Genomic DNA, 21,394 nt, shown 5'->3' with positions numbered 1-21,394 from the left:
GATGAATGCGCTCCACTGGGGGAGCTGCCTGCGATTGCGGTCTGCCATTCAACAATGGAACCCCCTATAGTTGTGGTTTTCAGGCACGGAGGCGGATGCATGCACTTAGGAAAAGTCACCCCCATTTTGCGGATTTTCGACGAGGCCAAGGCGCTGGAGTTTTACGTCGATTTCCTGGGGTTCAAGGTGGATTGGCAGCATCGCTTCGAGGCGAATTTTCCGCTGTATTTGCAGGTTTCGCTGGGCGATTGCGTACTGCATTTGTCCGAGCACCATGGCGATGCGTCACCGGGCGCAGCGGTGCGGATCCAGGCGCAAGGGGTGGATGCCTATCAGCAGCAGTTAGTGGGCAAGGACTACCGGTATGCCAAGCCTGGGGTTGAAGAAACGCCCTGGGGCTCGCGTGAGATGAGCATCAAGGACCCGTTTGGGAATCGGGTCGTGTTTGTCGAGGAAGGCGAGGGCTGAGGGGAAATCGCAGGCAATAAAAAACCGCCTTAGTAAGGGCGGTTTTTTATTGCAAACCCAGTTAGTGGCTGGGGTTGCACTCTCAAAGGACGCAATCGACCCGCAGGCAGATACTAACGCCCGTCATTTCATCACGCAAGGCCGAGCGATGCCTGATAAAGCTCGCTTTACCGCATTTTTTCTGCACAGGCTCAACTGCAAAAACTTGTAATGAATCCAGCGAAAGATACTGGATATTTGACCACTGTCGGACACACCTCAAACGAGGATCTTCGTTAGGATCTTCCCCGTTCTGCGTTTGTCGCTTTTTGGGTGAGCCGGGTATGCGCGCGAATTCTGGACCGACCGCCACGGGCTAGTAATCCGTGCCGGATTGATGCGGAAGGACCATTAGCCCGGCCACCTCAATGGACGCAATCGACTCGCGTCCGAAGGCTCACGTGTTCCGGTAAGTGCGCTGGAGGTAAGGCCCAACCTAGGGAGGGCCGAGTATGTCTAAGTTTGCACGACGTACGTGGGACCTCGTAGTGAATGCCTTGCGTGTTTATCACGTGTGGACATTCCTGCGGGACAGCTTCGATGACCTGTAAGGCCTGAGAAGTGAAGCCGCCTCGGTGCATGCCGAGGCGGCTTTTTTGGTTTGTCAGACCCGGAAATGACTGACCATCTGCTGCAACTGGCTGCCCAAACGCGCCAGTTCCACACTCGACTTGGCGGTCTCGTCACTCGCCGTTGCGGTCTGCTCCGACACATCCCGCACATTCACGATGCTGCGACTGATCTCTTCCGCCACGGCGCTCTGCTGCTCGGCGGCGGCCGCAATCTGCTGGTTCATCGACTGGATGTTCGACACCGTACGGGTGATGTTCTCCAGTGACACACCGGCCTTGCGCGTCAGTTCGACGCTGCTGTCGGTGAGGCTGCGGCTGTTGTTCATCACGTTGGCCACTTGCTGCGTGCCGTTTTGCAAACCGGCGACCAGGCCTTCGATTTCCTCGGTGGACTTCTGCGTGCGCTGGGCCAGGCCGCGCACTTCGTCGGCGACCACGGCAAACCCGCGGCCGGCCTCACCGGCCCGCGCGGCTTCGATCGCAGCGTTGAGGGCGAGCAGGTTGGTCTGTTCAGCCACGGCCTTGATCACGTCCATCACGCTGCCGATCTTGTTGCTCTCTTGCTGCAGGTGCGTCATTGCGTCCGTGGAGCGCGCCACTTCGGCGGCCAGGCGCTCGATCTGAGCGATGGCTTCGGCCACCACCTTGTCGCCTTCACGGGCTTGGCCGTCCGCGTCGGACGCGGCCTGAGAAGCTTGCTCGGCATTGCGCGCCACTTCCTGCACGGTGGCGGTCATCTCGTGCATGGCAGTGGCCACTTGATCGGTCTCGATCTTCTGGCTGTTCACGCCTGCACTGGTCTGTTCGGTCACGGCCGACAACTCTTCGGCGGCGCTGGAGATCTGCATCACGCCGTCGCGGATACCACTGATCAACTCACGCAAGGTGGTGCCCATGCGCTGGATGCCTTGTTGCAGCACGCCCAGCTCATCGCGGCGGGTCACCTGGATGTTGTGGCTCAAGTCGCCCGAGGCGATGCGTTCAACCACGGCCAGGGTGTCTTGCAGAGGGCGAGTGATCTGGCGGGTGATGACCAGGGCGGCAACGATGCCGACCAGCAGGGCCAGCAATGTGCTGATCAGTTGCAGGCTGCGGGCTTGGGCGCTTTCCGCGTCGCGGCGGTCGAGCTGGATGTCGTAGAGCTTATCGCTGATCGAAACGATGTCAGTGCCCTGGGTGGTCATCTCGGCACGGGCAGTGACGATGTTGGCGTTGGCGGCCTTGTAGCTTTGCACGGCGGTGCGGTAAGCGCCGAGGGCGGTCTCTAGCGAGGCCAATGCCGCTTGCTGGCTGCTGCCGAACGCGGCGCTGAGATGCTTCAAGCCACTGATGGCTTTCTCGATTTGCGCGGCGGCGCGGGCTTCGGTTTCGGCGTTGACGTTGTTGGTGTAGCCGCGCACTTCGTAGCGAGCCAGTTGGAAGTCTTCCTTGGCATTGGTCACGGCCTGGTATTGCGTGTAGCGCTCGGCACTCTCGGGCATTTGCTGCACGCTGGTGTCCAGGGCGTTGATCTGTGCGTTGGCGATGTCTGCCTTGTCGCCCATGACTTGGCGCGCAGCGCTGCCGTTGCGGTAGGCCTCGCGCATCTTGTTCAGGGACTGCTGGTACGCGGTGATGATGGTCTTCTGCTCGTTGAGCAGCTTGAGGTTTTCCGGGCTCTTGAAGCTGTCCAGCAGTTTCTGTTGCTGGGCGGCGAAGGCGTCGAGGTTGGTCTGTACGTTCTGCGCCACGGCTTCGTCGCCGTTGGCCAGCATGTATTGCAGGCGCACGATGCGCAGCTTGGTCAGCGAGGCGTTGAGCTGGGTAATGTCGCTCATCCAGTTGCTGCGATCGATCAGGCCGCCCAGGCTGGTCCAGCCGGTCAAGGCCAGGATCGAGGTGAGGACCAGTACCAGGCCGAAGCCCAGGCCCAGTTTGAGGTTGACGCTGATGTTGCCGAACCAGCTGTTCATCGAATGCTCCGCAAGTTGATGTTTGTCTGCTGGACGGTGTTGTTGTTTGACCCAGCCAAAGTAAGTAGATGGGTATCGGCGGCGATACATGATTCTGAAATGACTTTTTCGGCTGGGGGGTTAAAACAGGCACCCTGCCCGATGAACGGGCAGGGGGCTGGCGGCCTATCCCGCCACTAGTGTCAGCCCCATGCCTCTTGGAGGGGAGGCCTTGAGCGCTTCGACCAATTGAGAAAGATAGTAGAAGCGTAATTGGCTGAAGGCTTCCCAGCGCGCAACGAAATACTGGCCCTTTTCGTCGATTTGAATCGGTGTGGTGAGAATTTCATTGCTACGTGAAAAATGCACCAGGTTGACCTCGTTAGCGTTGGGGCGCTCGATGAAGAAGTGCCCGGGTGCCGTCAGCTTGCTGCGGTCCGGCGGAGGTTCGACGGGGAGGGGCTGCGGCCGCCCTGCAATGCCCACTTCGACGCGGTAGTCGCTGCGCAAGGCCACGCCGTAGCTGTCATCAACCGATTGCCAGCCAGCGCTATGCAATGGCTTGGCCAATTGCGGTGTGGTGTCACGCACATGGAGGCTGACGGCATCCTGCAACTGCGCGATGCCCGGTACACCGACATACATGTCCGTGTGTGCACTGCCCATGAACGCCACCCACTTATGCGGACCAAGGGCCTGTTGGTCCGAGCTGATCACCTGGTTGGCAAAGTAGCTGAACAGCTGGGCGCGCTTGTTTTCCCCACTAAGGCCTTTGACGTGATAGCTGGCGGTGCAGTCCAGCGCGCGGATGCGGATCCCGTGTTTATTGGCAGCCTTGACCACCTGGGTGAAGCTGTCCGGGCCCTGGTATTGCGGCATATGGCCGGCGTCCATACCGAGCAGGTAATTTTCCAGAATGCGCGGCATTTTCAGCGTGCGCTGGTAAGTCTCCAGTGCGGCCTGGTGCAGGTCGGTGAGCAGATGCTCCATGTATAGCGTCTTGACCCCCTGTTTTTTCAGGTGCTTGAAGTTGTCGATCAGCAGCCGCTTGCTGGCGCGGGCACTGTGGGCTTCGCCGATGACCAGCCCGAGTTTTTGTTGGTACAGCCGCTCGATGAACACGGTTTCACTGCTGGTCGTGGCCAGGTTTGCCGGCACATTGCGTGGGGGCACTGTGAAATCGCTGAAAAATGCTTTGGCCTCGTCCGAAAGCCGCTGCCGGGTTTGGCTGAAGGTAGATTGCGCGGCAGCATGTCGGGGGGTGGAAATTGAGTAGCGAGTGTCGAGGCCGCGATGGGTCTGCCTGATCAGGTTGATATCGCTGCGAATGCCTGAGGGCAGGTCGAACACGGCGTAGTGGCTGACAGCGATTGCCGGCGTGCCCGATGTGCTGGGTGTGCGTATCGTGACGTGGGTGGTTGGCAGGGCCAGGGTGAAATCACCGCGGGATTGTGCGCTAGTGGCGGTGTCGGGCCATACGCCGATGCGTTGGCCGGGGGCGGCATCTTCAACCCGCAGGGCCGGGGTGTTTTGCAGATCTGCCAGGCCCGCGACCTGTTCATAAGTACCCAGGCGGCTGGACTCCACCAGCGCCACCCAGCCTTCGCCGGGGTTGTTTTTCAGGTTTTGTTCAATCACCGAGTGGGAGTAGAAATTGCGCAGCTTGCTGCTGCGGGGAATGAAGCGCGGACCATCCCCCAGAGCCAGTACGTGCTCCATATGGTACGAGGCGGCCCCGTCGATGCCATCGAGGGCGATATTCAAGCGTTGGGTCTCCAGCAGCAATTTTCGATAAGTGAAGGGGGCATCGGCGGTGAGCCCCAGGGTTCGATCGACTTGCATCAGATGTTGTTCGACCTGTGCCAGCGCATAGGCCTTGCTGCCGCCGAGCTGGTTGTTGAGGACCTTCAGCTTGCGATGGAACAGGTCGCGGGGCAGGTTTTCGATGTAGACGCGCTTGAGCCCCTGTTCGGCCAGTGCAGGCAATTGTTCGATCAACAGTTGTTTGCTGGCAATGGAGCTGTCGAGGGCGCCGATGATCAGGCGCTTGTTGCGATTGAACAGGGTTTTGAGGATATCCACAGGTGCGGCTTCGACCGCGAACACGGGCAAGGGGGATTTGGGCGCGGCGACGGGCAACGCCGAAAAGAACGCCTCGGCGCGCTGGGTCAGCAGCTCGATCTGTTTGGCGTACGCCGTGCGCAAGGGGGCCGCTTCGGTGAAGACCTTACCTTGGGCTGCACCGGCAAAGTCGGCCTCCATATCCTGAAAATAGGTCTTGAACTCCGGGTCGAACAACGCGCGGAAGGTCTTGGCCTGGTCGGGCGCTACGTCGAATACTTCCAGCGGGCTGCTCTCATCGGCCAGCAGTTTTTCGTACTTCTTGCGCCCGCCACCGATCACACCGGAACGCACCCATTGGCCATCGGCATTGCGGTTGACCCACCGTGCAGTGGACAGCAACTGGCCGCTCTGCGGGTCATGGCGATAGAGCAAATAGCGACCCAATGCATCCGGGGTATTTGCCGCCCACAGTGAACTCCCGTCAAACAACACCGGTTGCATACCCTCGGGCTTGAGCATCGTCATCTGGTTGATCAGCGCCTTGTCGACGGCTTGCGTGCTGGTGTGGATCGTCGGGCGCAGTGACTTGAAGACGCCCTTGAACGCTGGACGTACGTCGAACAATAGCGCGCCGCTCACGTTGGCCAGGTAACCGAGGTAGTGTTGCAGGGCGCTGTCTTTGTCGTTCTGGTGGTAGGCATTCAGGGCAAGCATGGCGTCCTTGAAGGCCAGCAGCCCGCCCAGGGTCAGGCTGAGTAACGGGAAGGGCATGGTGGCCACGGCGGTCAGCCACTCGACGCAGGTCCACAGAATACCGGTAATCATCTGAAGCCGATTGGCCGTAGTGGCGTGCACGTCATCAATCTTGCGTTGCAGGTTCATGTTGTAGAACTCATGGCGCAGATCGGTCAGCGGTGTGATGTGCTGGATATTGTCATGCCGTGCAGGGCTCGGGGTGGTGCGGTCGATCTCTACCGGCAACCCTTCACGAGCGGTTTCCAGGAACTGTGCAACCCGTGCCATTGACGGCAACGGTACCCGCGCGCCCCAGTAAGCAGGCATGCCCTCGACTTTTTTGAGCAGGTAGTTGAACAGCCTGGCCTCGCGCCAACCAATGCCATCCGGCGCATCAGGTGTGTAAAGCAATATCGGGTTGTCGCCGTGGCTGAACAGGTAGTTGCCGATCACCCAGTCCCCATCAATGGACAGCCGGTGCACCCTGTAGGTGTTGCGCTCGAGGGTGCCGCTGTCGGACAGACCGTCAATGGCTTTCTCCAGCCAGGCCAGGTCAGCCTGAGTGAGGTGCCCTTGCAGGCAGGATTCCAGAGCGGCGCCTTTCATTTGTAGCTGTATGATTGCCAGCACGGCATTGCGTCGTTTGTCATAACCCGGGCTGTCACTGTTTTGCAGGCGCCGGCGGATTTCGTCGGTGTAGCGTTGGCCGATCCACACGCCTGTGACGGAGCGTGCGACGTTCTGTGCTGTCAACGGGCTCAGGTCAACACCGGGCGGGCCGCGAAAGGTCGCGGAGGCTGAAAACTTTTCATTGATAAAGCCGATGCCATCCTCATACCCGTCTCGATACAGTGTGGTGTAAGACACCGGCGCCGGGGCAGCGCCGATCAGTGGTTTGGGGGCGTAGGCGAACACTGTGTCCGGGTCAATATCGTTTTGCTGACGACCTAGCAGCCGGTTGAGACTGAGCCTGGCTTGTTCGTGGAGGTAGCGTTCAAACGCAGGGACACTGGCTTCTGCGTCCGGCCTGGCGTTGTAGACACTCAGTGCGCCGGCGGCATCATCGGACAGGTTTGCCAGGCGGCTGCGGTCATTGGCAGAGGCCTTGCGGTACCAGCCCGGCGAGCTGAACTCATAGTCATCCAACTGTATCGTCAGTTGGTGCGCGGCTATCGCTTCCAGGCAGTCGGTATAGGTGCTTGGTGTGCCGAAGGTTACTTCCAGGTGCTCGTTGGCGTCAGGGCGCAGGCTGATACTGCGCAGGAAGTCACGCATCTTTGGCTTGAAACGCAGCGGCACTTGTTCCAGCAGGTAATCGCTCATGCTGCGCCCCTTGAGGCGAGCCGTACTGGCTGTCCAGCCGATGATGTGGGTCTGGCACTCACGTAGCGTGCGGAATGCGATGAACTGTTGGGCGCTCGGCGCATCGGGCGTACACAGCAGCAAGCGCGTGATCCGGCCCTGGCCGTCTTCTTCGCGCAGCAGCCACAGGTCCTTGAGTTGTGCGCCGTGAAGCAGCACGGTCTGGGCATGCAACTGTTGGCTCGGGTGTTTTTGCAGGTCTTCGAAACTTCGAAAATCATCCGGGGCCAGATGGCCTTGCAGCCTGGCGATGTGGGCCATGAGTACGAGGCGCTGATCGAAGAAGTTGCAGGCAGCCAGCTTGATCTGTGGCGTGGCCAGTGCTGTTTTCAGCGTGCTGGCGAAGTCCAGCCGCGGTTGCAGGTCTTGCAGCAGTGTGATCAGGGTTTGCACGTTGAGGTGGGCGTGGGCCACACCTAGCGGCGCACCGGCGTAGGTCAGGGTACTGCGCTCCAGAAACGCTGAGCCGGGTGTACTGTCACCGGGATGCACACCGCGCAAGGTCAATTCCACCAATGAGCGTTGCTGGTTGTAGGTGCCGACCTGAGGCACCGTACGAACGGTGGTGATGTGTAGCAGGTCTGGGTCCAGGTCGTGGATATCCAGCTCATCGGCCAATTGCTCGGCCCATTGATGGCGGGCCAGTGCTTGAGGGGTCGCGGCGGGGCCGAACAGGTCGAGGAAAGTCTGGCGAGCCCTGTTGTAGTGGTGCAGCTGCTGGTCGATGGTCGTGCGCTCGAGCGTATTGGCGCTGCGATACCAGTCGGGCAGGGCGTTGAACAGGTTGCGCTCAAGCAGGCGCTGCGCGCGAAAGTCCAAGCGGGCAGTGAGGTCGGGCAGCGCGGCGTGGAGCGCGTCGTCGAGGTGCTGCTTGAGTTGGGTGGCGTTCAGCTGAGCGTTCTCGGCCAAGGCCAGGGCGTGGAGGATGTCTTTTTTGCGCTTTTCGAGCAGGGCTTGATAGGCGTATTCGAACAGCGGTTGACCTGTGATCGGTTGCAGTGCCAGCGGCCAGATATCGGTGACGGCCAAGTGTTGATACCGCACTGGCAAATGACGACTGAATTCAGCATGGCCGCTGCGCGGTGTCATGGCTTGCAGCAGGCCACGGTCGAGGTCTTGCAAGGTAGCGAAGGCTTCCAGCCCGCGTGAGGGCGTGAAGAGCAGCACCGGCCCAACGTTCGTGTCACCGCTCAGGCGGTCTACAGTTGGGTTGGCCTGGCGTGTCAGCACGAACGCCCCGGCAAACTCGATGCGCTCGTCCTGGTAATCGAAGGTCAAGGCGTACAGGCCGGGGCGTAGTGCCGGAGGGCGGGAGCAGTCTTCCAGCATCTGCAGGTCGGAGGGGGATAGCAGGGCATCACTGACGTTAAGCCGGGTCTCCTGTTCCAGCGCTTTGATGCCGGCGGTGTCGGTCAGGTAGGTCTTGCGGCTCTGGCCATTGACGGCACTGGTGTCGTCCAGATCTTGCAGTTGGGTGTCGAGGCGGGTTTTCAGCTGGCTCAGTTGGCTGGGGTCGGTCAGGTCCAGTGTTTGGTAAAAGGCTCTGGCCTGGGTCATGTAGGCCAGGTTGATGCGCTTGAGGGCGGTGTTGAGGGTGTCCAGTGCCAGCCGCTCGGCTGGCAGGGTGACGGGGCGTCGACTGTAAGGGCGCAGTGTCGGATCGATTTCCAGCAGATGGCTATGGATTTGTTGCAGGGCTAGCGGGTTATTCTGCGTACTCATCGGTACGGTCCCAGGGTGATGAATGGAATCACCAGCATGGGCGGCGGCGGCTTGTGCCCGGCTGTAGATAGCTATGCCGTGGCGCTCATCAAGGTTGGGTGTTGTGTGCTAGTCTGCTGGCCCTTTTAGATCTGGAGGGCACGGTAAATCGTGCCTTCCTACAGCGGAGCACCTTCATGTCCGAAGTTAATCTGTCCACCGACGAAACCCGCGTCAGCTACGGTATTGGCCGCCAACTGGGCGACCAACTGCGCGACAACCCGCCACCGGGCGTGAGCATCGACGCGATCCTGGCCGGCCTGACCGACGCTTTCGCCGGCAAGCCAAGCCGTGTCGACCAAGAGCAAATGGCTGCCAGCTTCAAGGTCATCCGCGAAATCATGCAAGCCGAAGCGGCTGCCAAGGCTGAAGCGGCCGCTGGCGCTGGCCTGGCATTTTTGGCTGAAAACGCCAAGCGTGATGGCATCACCACCCTGGCTTCCGGCCTGCAATTTGAAGTGCTGACTGCCGGTACTGGCGCCAAGCCGACCCGTGAAGACCAAGTGCGTACTCACTACCACGGCACCCTGATCGACGGCACTGTGTTCGACAGCTCCTACGAGCGCGGCCAGCCTGCAGAATTCCCGGTCGGCGGCGTGATCGCTGGCTGGACCGAAGCCCTGCAACTGATGAATGCCGGCAGCAAATGGCGCCTGTACGTGCCGAGTGAACTGGCTTACGGCGCTCAAGGCGTTGGTAGCATCCCGCCGCACAGCGTTCTGGTGTTTGACGTCGAGCTGCTCGACGTTCTGTAAGACCTGCTGATTACTGCGGGTGTTGGGCTTGTATGGGAGCGGGCTTGCTCGCGAATGCATCAACGCGGTCTGTCTGATACACCGTGTTGTCCGCTTCGCGAGCAAGCCCGCTCCCACATAAAGCCCATTCCCAAAGACCGTACAGTTTGCTTCATGGATGGAACTTGCCATTCAACTCCGTGGCCGGGCGCAATGCTCGGGCATAGCAGAACAGAAACAGATTGCGCACCACTTCCTTCAGCACCCCAGGCTCACTGGAACTCAGGCCGTTCACGTCCAGGTCGCCCTGGTCCTGCAGTTCATTCAGCGCTTCTTCTTCCAGTACGGCACAGACTTCACCGGTTTCCCGATGCAGGATCCGCAGGTAAGGGTGTGGGCGATCCAGCCAGGCATCGATCAAATACGTCATGAATCATTCTCCTTGATGAGTTTCAATGAGAATAATTCTTATTCGTGGAATAGCAAGTGCCTATTGGCGGATTCTGGATTTTTCTGTGTGGATATTGCGCGGGATCAACGGGGAGAGCGAAACGCCATCCCGCGACGGGCGCGGGATGGAAGCAGCAGGTTCAGACCTTGCGCACGAACTCGGACTTGAGCTTCATCGGGCCGATACCGTCGATCTTGCAATCGATATCGTGGTCGCCGTCGCACAGGCGGATGTTCTTGACCTTGGTGCCAACCTTGACCACCAGGGAGGTGCCCTTGACCTTGAGGTCCTTGATCACGGTAATGGTGTCGCCGTCCTGCAGCACATTGCCGACGGAGTCTTTCTTCACGGTTTCATCGCCGGCCGCTTCGGTCTCGCCGTTGGCGGACCACTCATGGGCGCATTCCGGGCAGATCAGCTGGGCGCCGTCTTCGTAGGTGTATTCGGAATTGCATTTCGGGCAGGGTGGCAACGTGCTCACTAAGGCTCCTTGAGAGTCAGGATGGCTAAAGGGCGCACATTATATAGGGTTTATTGCGAGGGAGGACGCAGTCTTGAGCTGGCAATACAAACTAAATGTGGGAGCGGGCTGGCTCGCGAAAGCGGGTTTCAGTCAGCACATATACCGACTGATACACCGCTTTCGCGAGCAAGCCCGCTCCCACACAAGCCCTTTCCTACATGGGGCCGGGTCAGTGAGTGCGGGCTACCGCAAATTCACTCAGCTCAACTAGGGCATCCCGGTACTCGCTGGCCGGAATCACTTCCAGGCACTGGATGGCGCGGGCGACGAAATCGCGCGCCAATTGAGCGGTGTAATCCAGAGAGCCCGAAGCCTCTACGGCGGCACGAATGGCCTCCAGGTCTTCGATCCCGCCTTTCTGGATCGCTTTGCGCACCAGGGCGGCCTGTTCCGGCGTGCCTTCGCGCATGGTGTAGATCAGCGGCAGGGTCGGCTTGCCTTCGGCCAGGTCGTCACCGACGTTCTTGCCCAGGGTTTCGGCATCGCCACGGTAGTCGAGCAGGTCGTCCACCAGCTGGAACGCCACGCCCAGGTGGTCGCCAAAGGTGCGCAGCGCTTCGGCCTGTTCGGCGGTGGCACCACACAATGCGGCGGCACTGTGGGTCGAGGCTTCGAAGAGCATCGCGGTTTTGCCGCGAATCACTTCCATATAGGTTTCTTCGGTGGTGCTGGCGTCGCGGACCTTCGACAGCTGCAACACTTCGCCCTCGGCGATGATACGTGTGGCCTGTGAAAGAATCTTCATCACCGGCATCGAGCCCAGCTCGACCATCATTTCGAAGGAGCGCGAATAGAGGAAATCACCCACCAAAACGCTAGGGGCGTTGCCCCACATTGCGTTGGCGGTCTCGCGGCCACGGCGCATGCCGGACATGTCGACTACGTCGTCATGCAGCAGGGTAGCGGTATGCAGGAACTCAATGGTGGCGGCCAAGAGGCGCAGGTCATCGCCCTCACGGCCCAGGGCCTTGCCGCACAGCAACACTAATAAAGGACGCAGGCGTTTGCCGCCCGCCGACGTAATGTAGTCGCCAATTTTGGAGACCAGCGGCACTTTAGACGTCAGCTGCTGCTTGATGATGCCGTCGACGGCGCTAAAATCGTCCGCGACCGCGCGGTAGAAAGCTTGGGGTTGCATCAGCGACAGTCGCTCCAGAAGGGTTGCGCGGCATGCTAGGACCCTCACCCCCGGGTGTCAAGGCGCGATAGACGGCCCCTTGCAACACGATGTTGGCTTGCGTACAATCGCGCACCCTGAACTTCCTGGGCAGCACCTGCCTTACGCAATTGCATTCGGGACGTCCATCCCATGCAGCCATGCCAGCCAATACCTTTTCTTATAAAGCGCTGGGTGAGCAGGATTATCGGAGAAATACCATGTCGTACGCAGTAATTGTTACTGGTGGCAAGCAATACAAGGTCGCCCCAGGTGAATACCTGAAGATCGAAAAACTGGAAGTCGCTACTGGCGAATCCGTGACTTTTGATCGCGTTCTGTTGGTCGCCAATGGCGATGACGTGAACATCGGCGCTCCAGTTGTTGCTGGCGCTACCGTTGTGGCTGAAGTGATCTCCCAAGGTCGTCACGATAAAGTCCGCATCATCAAGTTCCGTCGTCGTAAGCACCACATGAAGCGTATGGGCCACCGCCAGTGGTACACCGAGATCAAAATCACCGGTATTCAGGCTTAATTTCAGCCTAATTCCTCACTAGGAGAATTGACTCATGGCACACAAAAAAGCTGGTGGTAGTACCCGTAACGGTCGCGACTCAGAAGCCAAACGCCTTGGCGTGAAGATGTATGGCGGCCAGAAAATCATTCCGGGCAACATCATCGTGCGTCAGCGCGGCACCCAATTCCACGCCGGTTACGGTGTAGGCATGGGTAAAGATCACACTCTCTTCGCGAAAATCGAAGGCGTGATCAAGTTTGAAGTAAAAGGCGCGTTCAACCGCCGTTACGTGAGCGTTGTCGCAGCTTAATTGCGAGATCGCTGGAAAAGCCCTGTCTTGCGACGGGGCTTTTTCGTTTGTGGGGTGAGTCTCTTGCAAAGCTGTTTGTGATGGGCTCAAGCGCTGGTTTTGCGGTCGTTGATTGAGGTCGCTGCGCTCATTTTTGCAAGAGTCTTATGTCTTGGTTTCTTAAGCTCGTCCACGCGACGAGAGGCGTTTTGTTATGAAGTTCGTTGATGAAGTTTCCATCCGAGTAAAAGCAGGCGACGGCGGTAACGGTTGCATGAGTTTCCGTCGCGAAAAATTCATCGAAAACGGTGGCCCGAACGGCGGCGACGGTGGTGACGGCGGTTCCATCTACATGATGGCCGACGAAAACCTCAACACCCTGGTCGACTACCGTTACACCCGGCACTTCGATGCCGAGCGTGGCTCCAACGGCGGCAGCACCGACTGCACCGGCAAGAAAGGCGAAGACCTGGTACTGCGTGTACCGGTCGGCACCACGATCATCGACTCCGCTACCCAGGAAGTGATCGGCGACCTGACCAAGGCCGGCCAGAAGCTGATGGTTGTGCAAGGTGGCTGGCACGGTCTGGGTAACACCCGATTCAAGTCCAGTACCAACCGTGCGCCGCGCCAGACCACACCTGGCAAGCCGGGTGAGCAGCGTGACCTGAAGCTGGAAATGAAAGTACTGGCTGATGTGGGCCTGCTGGGCTTGCCGAACGCCGGTAAAAGTACGTTCATTCGCTCGGTTTCGGCTGCCAAGCCGAAAGTCGCCGACTACCCGTTCACCACCCTGGTGCCAAACCTGGGCGTGGTCAGTGTTGACCGCTGGAAAAGCTTCGTGATCGCCGACATTCCCGGCCTGATCGAAGGTGCTTCTGACGGCGCTGGCCTGGGGATTCGCTTCCTCAAGCACTTGTCCCGCACCCGTCTGCTGCTGCACCTCGTGGACATGGCGCCGCTGGATGACACCAGCGCACCGGACGCCGCTGAAGTGATCGTCAGCGAGCTGACCAAGTTCAGCCCGTCCCTGGCGGAGCGTGATCGCTGGCTGGTACTGAACAAATGCGACCAGATCCTCGAAGAAGAGCACGAGGCGCGCGTCAAGGAAATCGTCGACCGCCTGGAGTGGGAAGGCCCGGTCTACGTGATCTCGGCCATCGCCAAAGAAGGCACTGAGCGCCTGACCCGCGACATCATGCGCTACCTGGAAGACCGCGCCGACCGCCTGGCGGCCGACCCGGTGTTCAAGGCCGAACTGGCCGAACTCGACCAGCGCATCGAAGACGAAGCCCGCGCCCAGCTGCAGGCCCTGGACGACCAGCGTGCCCTGCGCCGCAGCGGCGTGAAGTCGGTCCATGACATCGGCGACGACGATTGGGACGAAGAAGACGTGGATGATGAAGACGGTCCGGAAATCATTTACGTGCGCGACTGATTCGTTGCAGTAAACTTGAACGCCGCTCCTTTTAGAGCGGCGTTTTAGTATCCGGGTTTAACGTTATGGGCCGCGCTGGGTCGCGCAGCCCTCAATCTAAGGTTGAAGATGATGCGGAGCAAAGTGACAGGTGCGCAGCGCTGGGTCGTAAAGATCGGAAGTGCGCTGTTGACGGCGGATGGCAAAGGTCTGGATCGCACAGCCATGGGCGTCTGGGTTGAGCAGATGGTGGCCTTGCATGAGGCCGGTGTGGAGTTGGTGCTGGTGTCGTCCGGGGCGGTTGCTGCCGGGATGAGCCGCCTCGGCTGGACCGCGCGACCCAGCGCGATGCACGAACTGCAAGCCGCCGCCGCCATCGGCCAGATGGGCCTGGTGCAAGCCTGGGAATCCAGCTTTGCCGAGCACGGCCGCCACACGGCGCAGATCCTGCTGACCCACGACGACCTGTCCGACCGCAAGCGCTACCTCAATGCCCGCAGTACCCTGCGCGCGCTGGTAGAGCTGAAAGTCATCCCGGTGATCAACGAAAACGACACCGTGGTCACCGACGAAATCCGTTTTGGCGACAACGACACCCTGGCCGCCCTGGTGGCCAACCTGGTGGAAGCCGACTTGTTGGTGATCCTCACCGACCGCGATGGCATGTTTGACGCTGACCCGCGCAACAACCCCGATGCCCAGTTGATCTACGAAGCCCGCGCCGACGATCCGGCCCTGGACGCCGTGGCCGGCAGCGTCGGCGGTGCCCTTGGCCGTGGCGGCATGCAGACCAAGCTGCGCGCGGCACGCCTGGCAGCGCGCTCGGGTGCCCATACCATCATCGTCGGTGGGCGCATTGAGCGCGTGCTGGACCGCCTCAAGGCCGGCGAGCGCATCGGCACGCTGCTGTCGCCGGAACGCGGCATGCTGGCGGCGCGCAAACAATGGCTGGCCGGTCACCTGCAAACCCGGGGCACCCTGGTGCTGGACGATGGTGCGGTGTCTGCATTGTCCCAAGGCAACAAGAGCCTGCTGCCGGTCGGCGTCAAGCTGGTGCAGGGCAGCTTCCGGCGTGGTGAGATGGTGGTGTGCGTTGCGCCGGATGGTCGTGAGATCGCCCGTGGCCTGGCCAACTACAGCGCCCTGGAAGCCCAGAAAATCATTGGACAATCGTCCGATGCGATTGTCGGACTATTGGGTTACATGGCGGAACCGGAACTGGTTCACCGCGACAACCTGATCCTGGTCTAACCAAAGGAATACACGATGCGCGTAATGAAGGGATTACTTGGCCTGCTGCTGGCCATGCCGCTGCTGGCCTCGGCCGAAGAAATCGGCCAGGTGTCGACCGTGTTCAAATTTGTCGGCCCCAACGACCGGATCGTCGTCGAAGCCTTCGATGACCCCAAGGTCGACGGCGTGACCTGTTACCTGTCGCGCGCCAAGACCGGTGGCGTTAAAGGCGGCCTGGGCCTGGCTGAAGACCGCGCCGAAGCCTCGATTGCCTGCCGCCAGGTGGGCCCGATCCGCTTCAAGGGCGAGCTCAAGGACGGCGATGAAGTGTTCAAGGAGCGCACCTCCCTGGTGTTCAAGACCATGCAAGTGGTGCGCTTCCTCGACAAGAAGCGCAACACCCTGGTTTACCTGGTGTACAGCGACCGTTTGATCGAAGGCAGCCCGCAAAACGCGGTGACCGCGATTCCGATTCTGCCCTGGCCGACCGCTCAGTAACCCGCAGGCGAGTTTTGCAATCGACGGCTATGATTGCAGGCTTGCGGGTTGTAATCTCGAAGCGCCGCAATGCGAAGAACATGGGATATCTGGAGTTCGTCATGAGTGCTTTCCACGACCTGAAACTCAAAGCTTTGGACGGACAAGAGCTACCGCTGGCGCCCTTCAAGGGGCAAGTAGTGCTGGTGGTGAATGTGGCCTCCAAATGTGGTTTGACCCCGCAATACGCGGCTTTGGAAAACCTCTACCAGCAATACAAGGACCAGGGGTTTACCGTGCTTGGCCTGCCGTGCAACCAGTTTGCCGGCCAGGAGCCAGGCACCGAAGAGGAGATCCGCGAGTTCTGCGGCTTGAACTACGGCGTGACATTCCCTCTGGGCAGCAAGCTCGACGTCAATGGCCATGACCGTCATCAGTTGTACCGTTTGCTGGCGGGCGAGGGCGCTGAGTTTCCAGGCGATATCACCTGGAACTTTGAAAAATTCCTGCTGGGCAAGGATGGCCGCGTGCTTGCGCGCTTCTCGCCGCGTACCGCGCCAGATGATCCAACGATTGTCCAGGCCATCGAAAAAGCCCTGAGCTGAAACCCTCGCTGTAGGAGCCGGCTTGCCGGCGATGAGGCCCCTATTCAATACAAGGCTTGAGGGCGCTATCGCCGGCAAGCCGGCTCCTACAGAGCTTGCGCCGCTTTTATCCCTTAATCACCCAAATCAATAGTGCTATCCAGCACGTTGCACTCTCCATATTATCCACATCATAAATCCCTCTGACGTGGAGTGCTCCCATGCCTGTGCAAGCCTTGTTCAAACCCTTCCAGCTCGGCGCATTGCAACTGTCGACCCGTGTCGTGATGGCGCCGATGACCCGCTCGTTCTCTCCGGGTGGCGTGCCTAACTCCAAAGTGATCGAGTACTACCGTCGTCGCGCCGCTGCCGGCGTGGGACTGATCATCACTGAAGGTACTGTGGTCGGCCACCAGGCTTCCAATGGCTACCCGAATGTGCCGCACTTCTACGGCGAAGCTGCCTTGGCCGGTTGGAAGAAAGTGGTCGACGCCGTGCACGCCGAGGGCGGCAAGATCGTCCCGCAGTTGTGGCACGTGGGCAGCGTGCGCCGTATCGGTACCGAGCCTGATGCCACCGTGCCGGCCTACGGCCCAATGGAAAAACTCAAGGACGGCAATGTGGTCGTCCACGGCATGACCACGCAAGACATCAAGGACGTGATCAACGCCTTCGCCCAGGCCGCCAAGGATGCCCAGAGCATCGGCATGGACGGCGTGGAGATCCACGGTGCCCACGGCTACCTGGTGGACCAGTTCTTCTGGGAAGGCAGCAACCAGCGCACCGACGAATACGGTGGCAGCCTGGCCAATCGCTCGCGTTTTGCCATCGAACTGATCAAGGCCACCCGTGCCGCCGTCGGCCCGGATTTTCCGATCATCTTCCGATTCTCCCAGTGGAAGCAGCAGGACTACACCGCACGCCTGGTGCAAACCCCTGAGGCGCTGGGTGAGTTCCTCAAGCCGTTGTCTGACGCGGGTGTGGATATTTTCCACTGCTCCACTCGCCGTTTCTGGGAGCCGGAATTCGAAGGTTCCGACCTCAACCTGGCCGGCTGGACCCGTCAGCTCACTGGCAAGCCGACCATCACCGTGGGCAGCGTCGGCCTGGATGGCGAGTTCCTGCAGTTCATGGTCAATACCGATAAGGTCGCGCAACCCGCCAGTCTGGAGAAGTTGCTGGAGCGTTTGAATAACGACGAGTTTGACCTGGTTGCCGTGGGCCGAGCCCTGCTGGTGGACCCGGATTGGGCGGTGAAGGTGCGCGAAGGGCGCGAGGGTGACATCCTGCCGTTCAGTCGTGAGGCGTTGACCACATTGGTGTGATCAGGCCCGTTGGGCGTTGGAGAGGGGCCGGGTATGTGGGTAATCCGGCCGGGATGGGCGCGGGCGATGCCACTGTTGCGGGTGGTGTGCCTCGGGCGTTTGCGCTGGATTGCCCGTAGTCCCTGGAGTGCTGAAGTGCCAATTGCTGTGAGTCGCTGCTGCGCTGATGTGTGTCGACATAAAAAACTCTTTCAGATTATGGGGTGCCCACCTTCACCAGGCAGGTGAGTTATGGGTGGCCATAATCGGAGCGGCGTTCCCGACATATGCAGTTTGATAGCGGCGACTCAGACAATGACTATTGCCTATTCCGAATGGCTGTCACGTAAACCGTCGGCTGTAGCCGCTGAGTGGTGAAGTGGACGACGTGCGCTGTCGACGAATCAGCGTGGGGACGGTAACGGCGGAGCAACGAACTCTCCCTGGCACACACCTCGTAACTGCTGCTCAAACTGCTCGATAATCGCCGGCCAGCCCTGACGGCTGGCATGTTGCCGGGCATTGAGGCGCATGCGGCGCAGGCTTTCGGCGTCTTCGAGCAGCCAGTTGGCGGCATCGCAGAACGCATCTTCGTCCCCCGGCATCGCCAGCACGCCGTTGTAGCCATGGCGAATATGCTGGGTCGCTGCGGCCTGGTCATAGGCCACCACTCCCAAACCCGACGCCATCGCTTCCAGCACCACATTGCCAAAGGTTTCCGTCAGGCTGGGAAACAGGAACACGTCACCTGACGCGTAATGCCGCGCCAGCGCTTCACCGCGCAAGGTGCCGCAGAAGATTGCCTCGGGCAGTTCCTTCTCCATGATGGCCCGTTGCGGCCCATCGCCGACGATGATCAGTTTCATCTGGCGCATAGGGTAGGTGTCTTGCAACGTCTCGAAGCAACGCTTGAGCAGTCCCAGGTTCTTTTCCTGCGCCAATCGACCTACATACAACACAGCGGTTTGCTCGTCGTTCAAGGCCCAGCTTTCACGCAGCGCGTTATCGCGTTTTGCCGGGTGGAACAGCTGGCTGTCGACACCGCGCGACAGCATGCCCAAACGCTCGAAATGCCGACGCTCCAGTTCCAGGCGCTGACTGGCACTCGGCACCAGGGTCAAGGTCGAGCGGTTGTGAAACCAGCGCAAGTAATGGGTGACCATCCGGCTCAACACACTCAAACCGTATTGGTTGGAATACTGTTGGAAATTGGTGTGAAATCCACTGACCACGCTGATGCCCAGGCGCCTGGCTGCGCGCAGGGCAGACAAGCCCAACGGCCCTTCCGTGGCGATATACAGCACATCCGGGCGCTGGCGCGTCCAGCGCCTGAGCAACTTGTGCATCGACGACTGGCCCCATTGCAGGCCGGGGTAACCCGGCAATGGCCAGCCACGACACAGCAGCAATTCATCGTCGCTGGGGCGGCTCTGGTCACTGCCCTGGCGTGGGCGCACCAGCTCGACTTGATGGCCGCGCGCGCGCAAACCCTCGCACAGGCGGCCAAGGGTGTTGGCCACCCCGTTGATCTCTGGCGGGAAGGTTTCGGTAATGAGGGTGATGTGAAGCGAGGCTGTCGTCATGACCCACAGTGTCACCGTGGGCCATGTCGTCATTGTGTCTTCCAGATGATGGATTTATGACGGGGTCACTTTTTGCTGCTGTGCCATCGCCTCGGCACCCTGTTCGCGTACCCAGAACAGCGTGGCCCCGGCCACTGCCGCCGGCATCATCAGCAGGTTCACCACCGGCACCAGCAACACCAAGTAGACGATCCCGCCGAAGCTCATGCTCTGCCAGCGCTTCTGGCGCAGCCAGGCGAGCATTTCGTTCCAGCCCAGCTTGTGGTTGTCGGCCGGGTAGTCGATGTACTGGATCGCCATCATCCACACGCCGAACAACAGCCACAGCGGCGCGGCGACCAGGTTGACCACCGGGATGAACGACAGGATAAACAGGCCGATGGCCCGTGGCAGGAAGTAGCCCAGCTTGCGCATTTCCCGGGCCAGGGTGCGCGGCACCATGGCGATCAGTTCACCCCAGCTGAAGGCCGGGAAGTCATCCGTGCCGCGCACCACCACCTCAACTTTCTCCGAGAGAAAACCGTTGAACGGCGCGGCGATGATATTGGCCAGCATGGTGAAGGTGAAAAACACCATCAACACCACCAGCACCACAAACAGCGGCCACAAGAGGTAATTCAGAAAACCCAGCCAACTGGGCAGCGTCGGCATCAAATGGTCGACCCACAAGCTGAACTGGTGGCCGGCGAAATAGATCAAGCCGACGAACAGCACCAGGTTGATTGCCAGCGGCAGCAGCACAAACAGGCGCAGGCCAGGGCTCAACACCAGTTTGAGGCCTTCACGCAGGTATTGCGGGCCGGAAAGAGCAGGGGCGGGCATGGAGAACTCCGAGCAGAGGGACGAACGCGCCGACCTTACCGGCTTTGCTTAACAGGCGAAAGCCACGACATCAGCAGTAACAAACCCATCGATCAACTAGGTCGACAGCATAGAGACCACCTATGAGCTGGATTGTTATTCCGTATTTCCTTAATCTTGCCCCCCTCTATACGCTGCACCCATTATTTTCAGGACGTGCGAGTTCAAGCCTTCCCCAAGTGCTTCGCAGTCCTTTTTTATTCCAGCCGCCCTGTTGCCCGGGTGGTCGATAGGAGTGAGTCATGTCTGATACCCGTCATTCGCGAGTGATTATTCTCGGTTCCGGCCCTGCCGGTTACAGCGCTGCCGTCTACGCTGCCCGGGCCAACCTCAAGCCGCTGCTGATCACCGGCATGCAGGCGGGCGGTCAGTTGACCACCACCACCGAAGTCGACAACTGGCCGGGCGACGTCCACGGCCTGACCGGCCCGGTGCTGATGGAACGCATGAAAGAGCACGCCGAGCGCTTCGAAACCGAGATCGTGTTCGACCACATCAACCAGGTCGACTTCTCCAAGAAGCCTTACAGCCTGACCGGTGACAGCGGCGTCTACACCTGTGACGCACTGATCATCGCCACCGGCGCCAGCGCCCGCTACCTGGGCCTGCCGTCGGAAGAAGCGTTCATGGGCAAGGGCGTTTCGGCCTGCGCGACCTGCGACGGTTTCTTCTACCGCAACAAGCCGGTGGCTGTGGTCGGTGGTGGTAACACCGCGGTGGAAGAGGCGCTGTACCTGGCCAACATCGCCAGCACCGTGACCCTGGTTCACCGTCGCGAGACCTTCCGCGCCGAGAAGATCCTGATCGACAAGCTGCACGCCCGTGTCGCTGAAGGCAAGATCATCCTCAAGCTCAACGCCACGCTGGACGAAGTCCTGGGCGATAACATGGGCGTGACCGGTGCCCGCCTGAAAAACAACGACGGCAGCTTCGACGAGCTGAAAGTCGACGGCGTGTTCATCGCCATCGGCCACACCCCGAACACGTCGCTGTTCGAAGGTGTGCTGGAAGCCAAAGACGGCTACCTGGTGGTGCAGGGCGGCCGTGAAGGCAACGCCACTGCTACCAACATCGAAGGCATCTTCGCCGCCGGTGACGTGGCTGACCACGTGTACCGCCAGGCCATCACCTCGGCCGGCGCCGGCTGCATGGCGGCCCTGGATGCCGAGCGTTACCTTGATGGGTTGAAGGACGCTTCGTTCTAAACCCGTTGAAATAAAAAAACCGGCTGAGAGGCCGGTTTTTTTGTGCCCGCGATCCAATTAACACCACAAGACAAATGTGGGAGCTGGCTTGCCTGCGATAGCGGTGTGTCAGCCACCACCGCCATCG

General features: G+C 60.1%; 17 protein-coding genes and 1 pseudogene. 10 read left to right on the top strand and 8 right to left on the bottom strand.

The genetic code is table 11. The features are described from left to right. The first annotated feature begins 99 nt into the window (after nt 1-99). Nucleotides 100-468: a glyoxalase superfamily protein gene (locus AC07OV_RS09680; RefSeq protein ID WP_494996582.1), complete on the top strand. Its 369-nt coding sequence runs from the start codon at nt 100-102 to the stop codon at nt 466-468. 643 nt (nt 469-1,111) lie between these two features. On the opposite strand, the gene AC07OV_RS09675 is transcribed toward AC07OV_RS09680, so the two are convergent. From AC07OV_RS09675 to AC07OV_RS09665, 3 genes and pseudogenes are all read right to left on the bottom strand, one after another. After that, nucleotides 1,112-1,927 carry a methyl-accepting chemotaxis protein gene (locus tag AC07OV_RS09675; RefSeq protein WP_495092125.1) on the bottom strand — a complete coding sequence of 272 codons (816 nt, stop codon included), beginning with the start codon at nt 1,925-1,927 and terminating at the stop codon, nt 1,112-1,114. Between the two features lie 39 nt (nt 1,928-1,966). Next, nucleotides 1,967-2,896 (bottom strand): annotated as a pseudogene (locus AC07OV_RS09670) (methyl-accepting chemotaxis protein); the annotation flags it as partial. 300 nt (nt 2,897-3,196) lie between these two features. Further along, complete coding sequence (locus AC07OV_RS09665; protein ID WP_495092117.1) at nt 3,197-8,893, bottom strand: membrane-targeted effector domain-containing toxin; 5,697 nt, start codon at nt 8,891-8,893, stop codon at nt 3,197-3,199. A 176-nt stretch (nt 8,894-9,069) separates the two neighbouring features. On the opposite strand from AC07OV_RS09665, the gene bamJ reads away from it, so the two are divergent. Next, on the top strand, nt 9,070-9,687 hold the full coding sequence (gene bamJ / locus AC07OV_RS09660; protein ID WP_106578202.1) for a BamJ family beta-barrel-assembly machinery protein: 618 nt from the start codon (nt 9,070-9,072) through the stop codon (nt 9,685-9,687). Nucleotides 9,688-9,838: 151 nt separating this feature from the next. On the opposite strand, the gene AC07OV_RS09655 is transcribed toward bamJ, so the two are convergent. The 3 genes from AC07OV_RS09655 to AC07OV_RS09645 form a co-directional block, all read right to left on the bottom strand. Next, nucleotides 9,839-10,096, bottom strand: coding sequence for a PA4570 family protein (locus AC07OV_RS09655; RefSeq protein WP_003194088.1), 258 nt, complete (start codon nt 10,094-10,096; stop codon nt 9,839-9,841). A gap of 160 nt (nt 10,097-10,256) precedes the next feature. Next, on the bottom strand, nt 10,257-10,598 hold the full coding sequence (locus AC07OV_RS09650) for a zinc ribbon domain-containing protein YjdM (protein ID WP_017735022.1): 342 nt from the start codon (nt 10,596-10,598) through the stop codon (nt 10,257-10,259). Nucleotides 10,599-10,809: 211 nt separating this feature from the next. After that, entirely contained in the window at nt 10,810-11,778 is a 969-nt protein-coding gene (locus AC07OV_RS09645; RefSeq protein ID WP_176996946.1) for a polyprenyl synthetase family protein, read from the bottom strand. Between the two features lie 239 nt (nt 11,779-12,017). Here AC07OV_RS09645 and rplU point away from each other — a divergent pair, with 239 nt between their 5' ends. From rplU to AC07OV_RS09610, 7 genes are all read left to right on the top strand, one after another. After that, entirely contained in the window at nt 12,018-12,332 is a 315-nt protein-coding gene (gene rplU / locus AC07OV_RS09640) for a 50S ribosomal protein L21 (RefSeq protein ID WP_007950961.1), read from the top strand. 34 nt (nt 12,333-12,366) lie between these two features. After that, nucleotides 12,367-12,624, top strand: coding sequence for a 50S ribosomal protein L27 (gene rpmA / locus AC07OV_RS09635; RefSeq protein WP_003176049.1), 258 nt, complete (start codon nt 12,367-12,369; stop codon nt 12,622-12,624). Between the two features lie 193 nt (nt 12,625-12,817). Then, nucleotides 12,818-14,041, top strand: a complete 1,224-nt coding sequence (cgtA, locus tag AC07OV_RS09630) for an Obg family GTPase CgtA (protein ID WP_176996947.1) — start codon at nt 12,818-12,820, stop codon at nt 14,039-14,041. Between the two features lie 111 nt (nt 14,042-14,152). Further along, complete coding sequence (gene proB / locus AC07OV_RS09625) at nt 14,153-15,271, top strand: glutamate 5-kinase (protein WP_494996584.1); 1,119 nt, start codon at nt 14,153-14,155, stop codon at nt 15,269-15,271. Nucleotides 15,272-15,286: 15 nt separating this feature from the next. Continuing rightward, a complete protein-coding gene (locus AC07OV_RS09620) occupies nt 15,287-15,751 on the top strand; it encodes a CreA family protein (RefSeq protein ID WP_015885841.1) in 465 nt (154 codons plus the stop codon). A gap of 101 nt (nt 15,752-15,852) precedes the next feature. Beyond that, the gene (locus AC07OV_RS09615; RefSeq protein ID WP_494996585.1) at nt 15,853-16,335 is read left to right on the top strand and encodes a glutathione peroxidase; all 483 of its coding nucleotides are present in this window, start codon (nt 15,853-15,855) and stop codon (nt 16,333-16,335) included. 200 nt (nt 16,336-16,535) lie between these two features. Beyond that, nucleotides 16,536-17,639 (top strand): NADH:flavin oxidoreductase, encoded by a 1,104-nt coding sequence (locus tag AC07OV_RS09610; protein ID WP_495092116.1) that lies wholly within the window; start codon nt 16,536-16,538, stop codon nt 17,637-17,639. 383 nt (nt 17,640-18,022) lie between these two features. Here AC07OV_RS09610 and AC07OV_RS09605 read toward each other — a convergent pair whose 3' ends face one another. Both AC07OV_RS09605 and cysZ read right to left on the bottom strand, forming a co-directional pair. Further along, nucleotides 18,023-19,201 carry a glycosyltransferase family 4 protein gene (locus tag AC07OV_RS09605; RefSeq protein WP_494996685.1) on the bottom strand — a complete coding sequence of 393 codons (1,179 nt, stop codon included), beginning with the start codon at nt 19,199-19,201 and terminating at the stop codon, nt 18,023-18,025. Between the two features lie 54 nt (nt 19,202-19,255). Further along, nucleotides 19,256-20,023 carry a sulfate transporter CysZ gene (gene cysZ / locus AC07OV_RS09600; RefSeq protein ID WP_494996587.1) on the bottom strand — a complete coding sequence of 256 codons (768 nt, stop codon included), beginning with the start codon at nt 20,021-20,023 and terminating at the stop codon, nt 19,256-19,258. A 281-nt stretch (nt 20,024-20,304) separates the two neighbouring features. Here cysZ and trxB point away from each other — a divergent pair, with 281 nt between their 5' ends. Continuing rightward, on the top strand, nt 20,305-21,267 hold the full coding sequence (trxB, locus tag AC07OV_RS09595; protein ID WP_010206474.1) for a thioredoxin-disulfide reductase: 963 nt from the start codon (nt 20,305-20,307) through the stop codon (nt 21,265-21,267). Nucleotides 21,268-21,394: the final 127 nt, after the last annotated feature.

It is taken from the genome of Pseudomonas sp. GW821-FHT09A09 (assembly GCF_059418405.1).
This window is presented reverse-complemented; position numbering and strand designations above follow the sequence as displayed.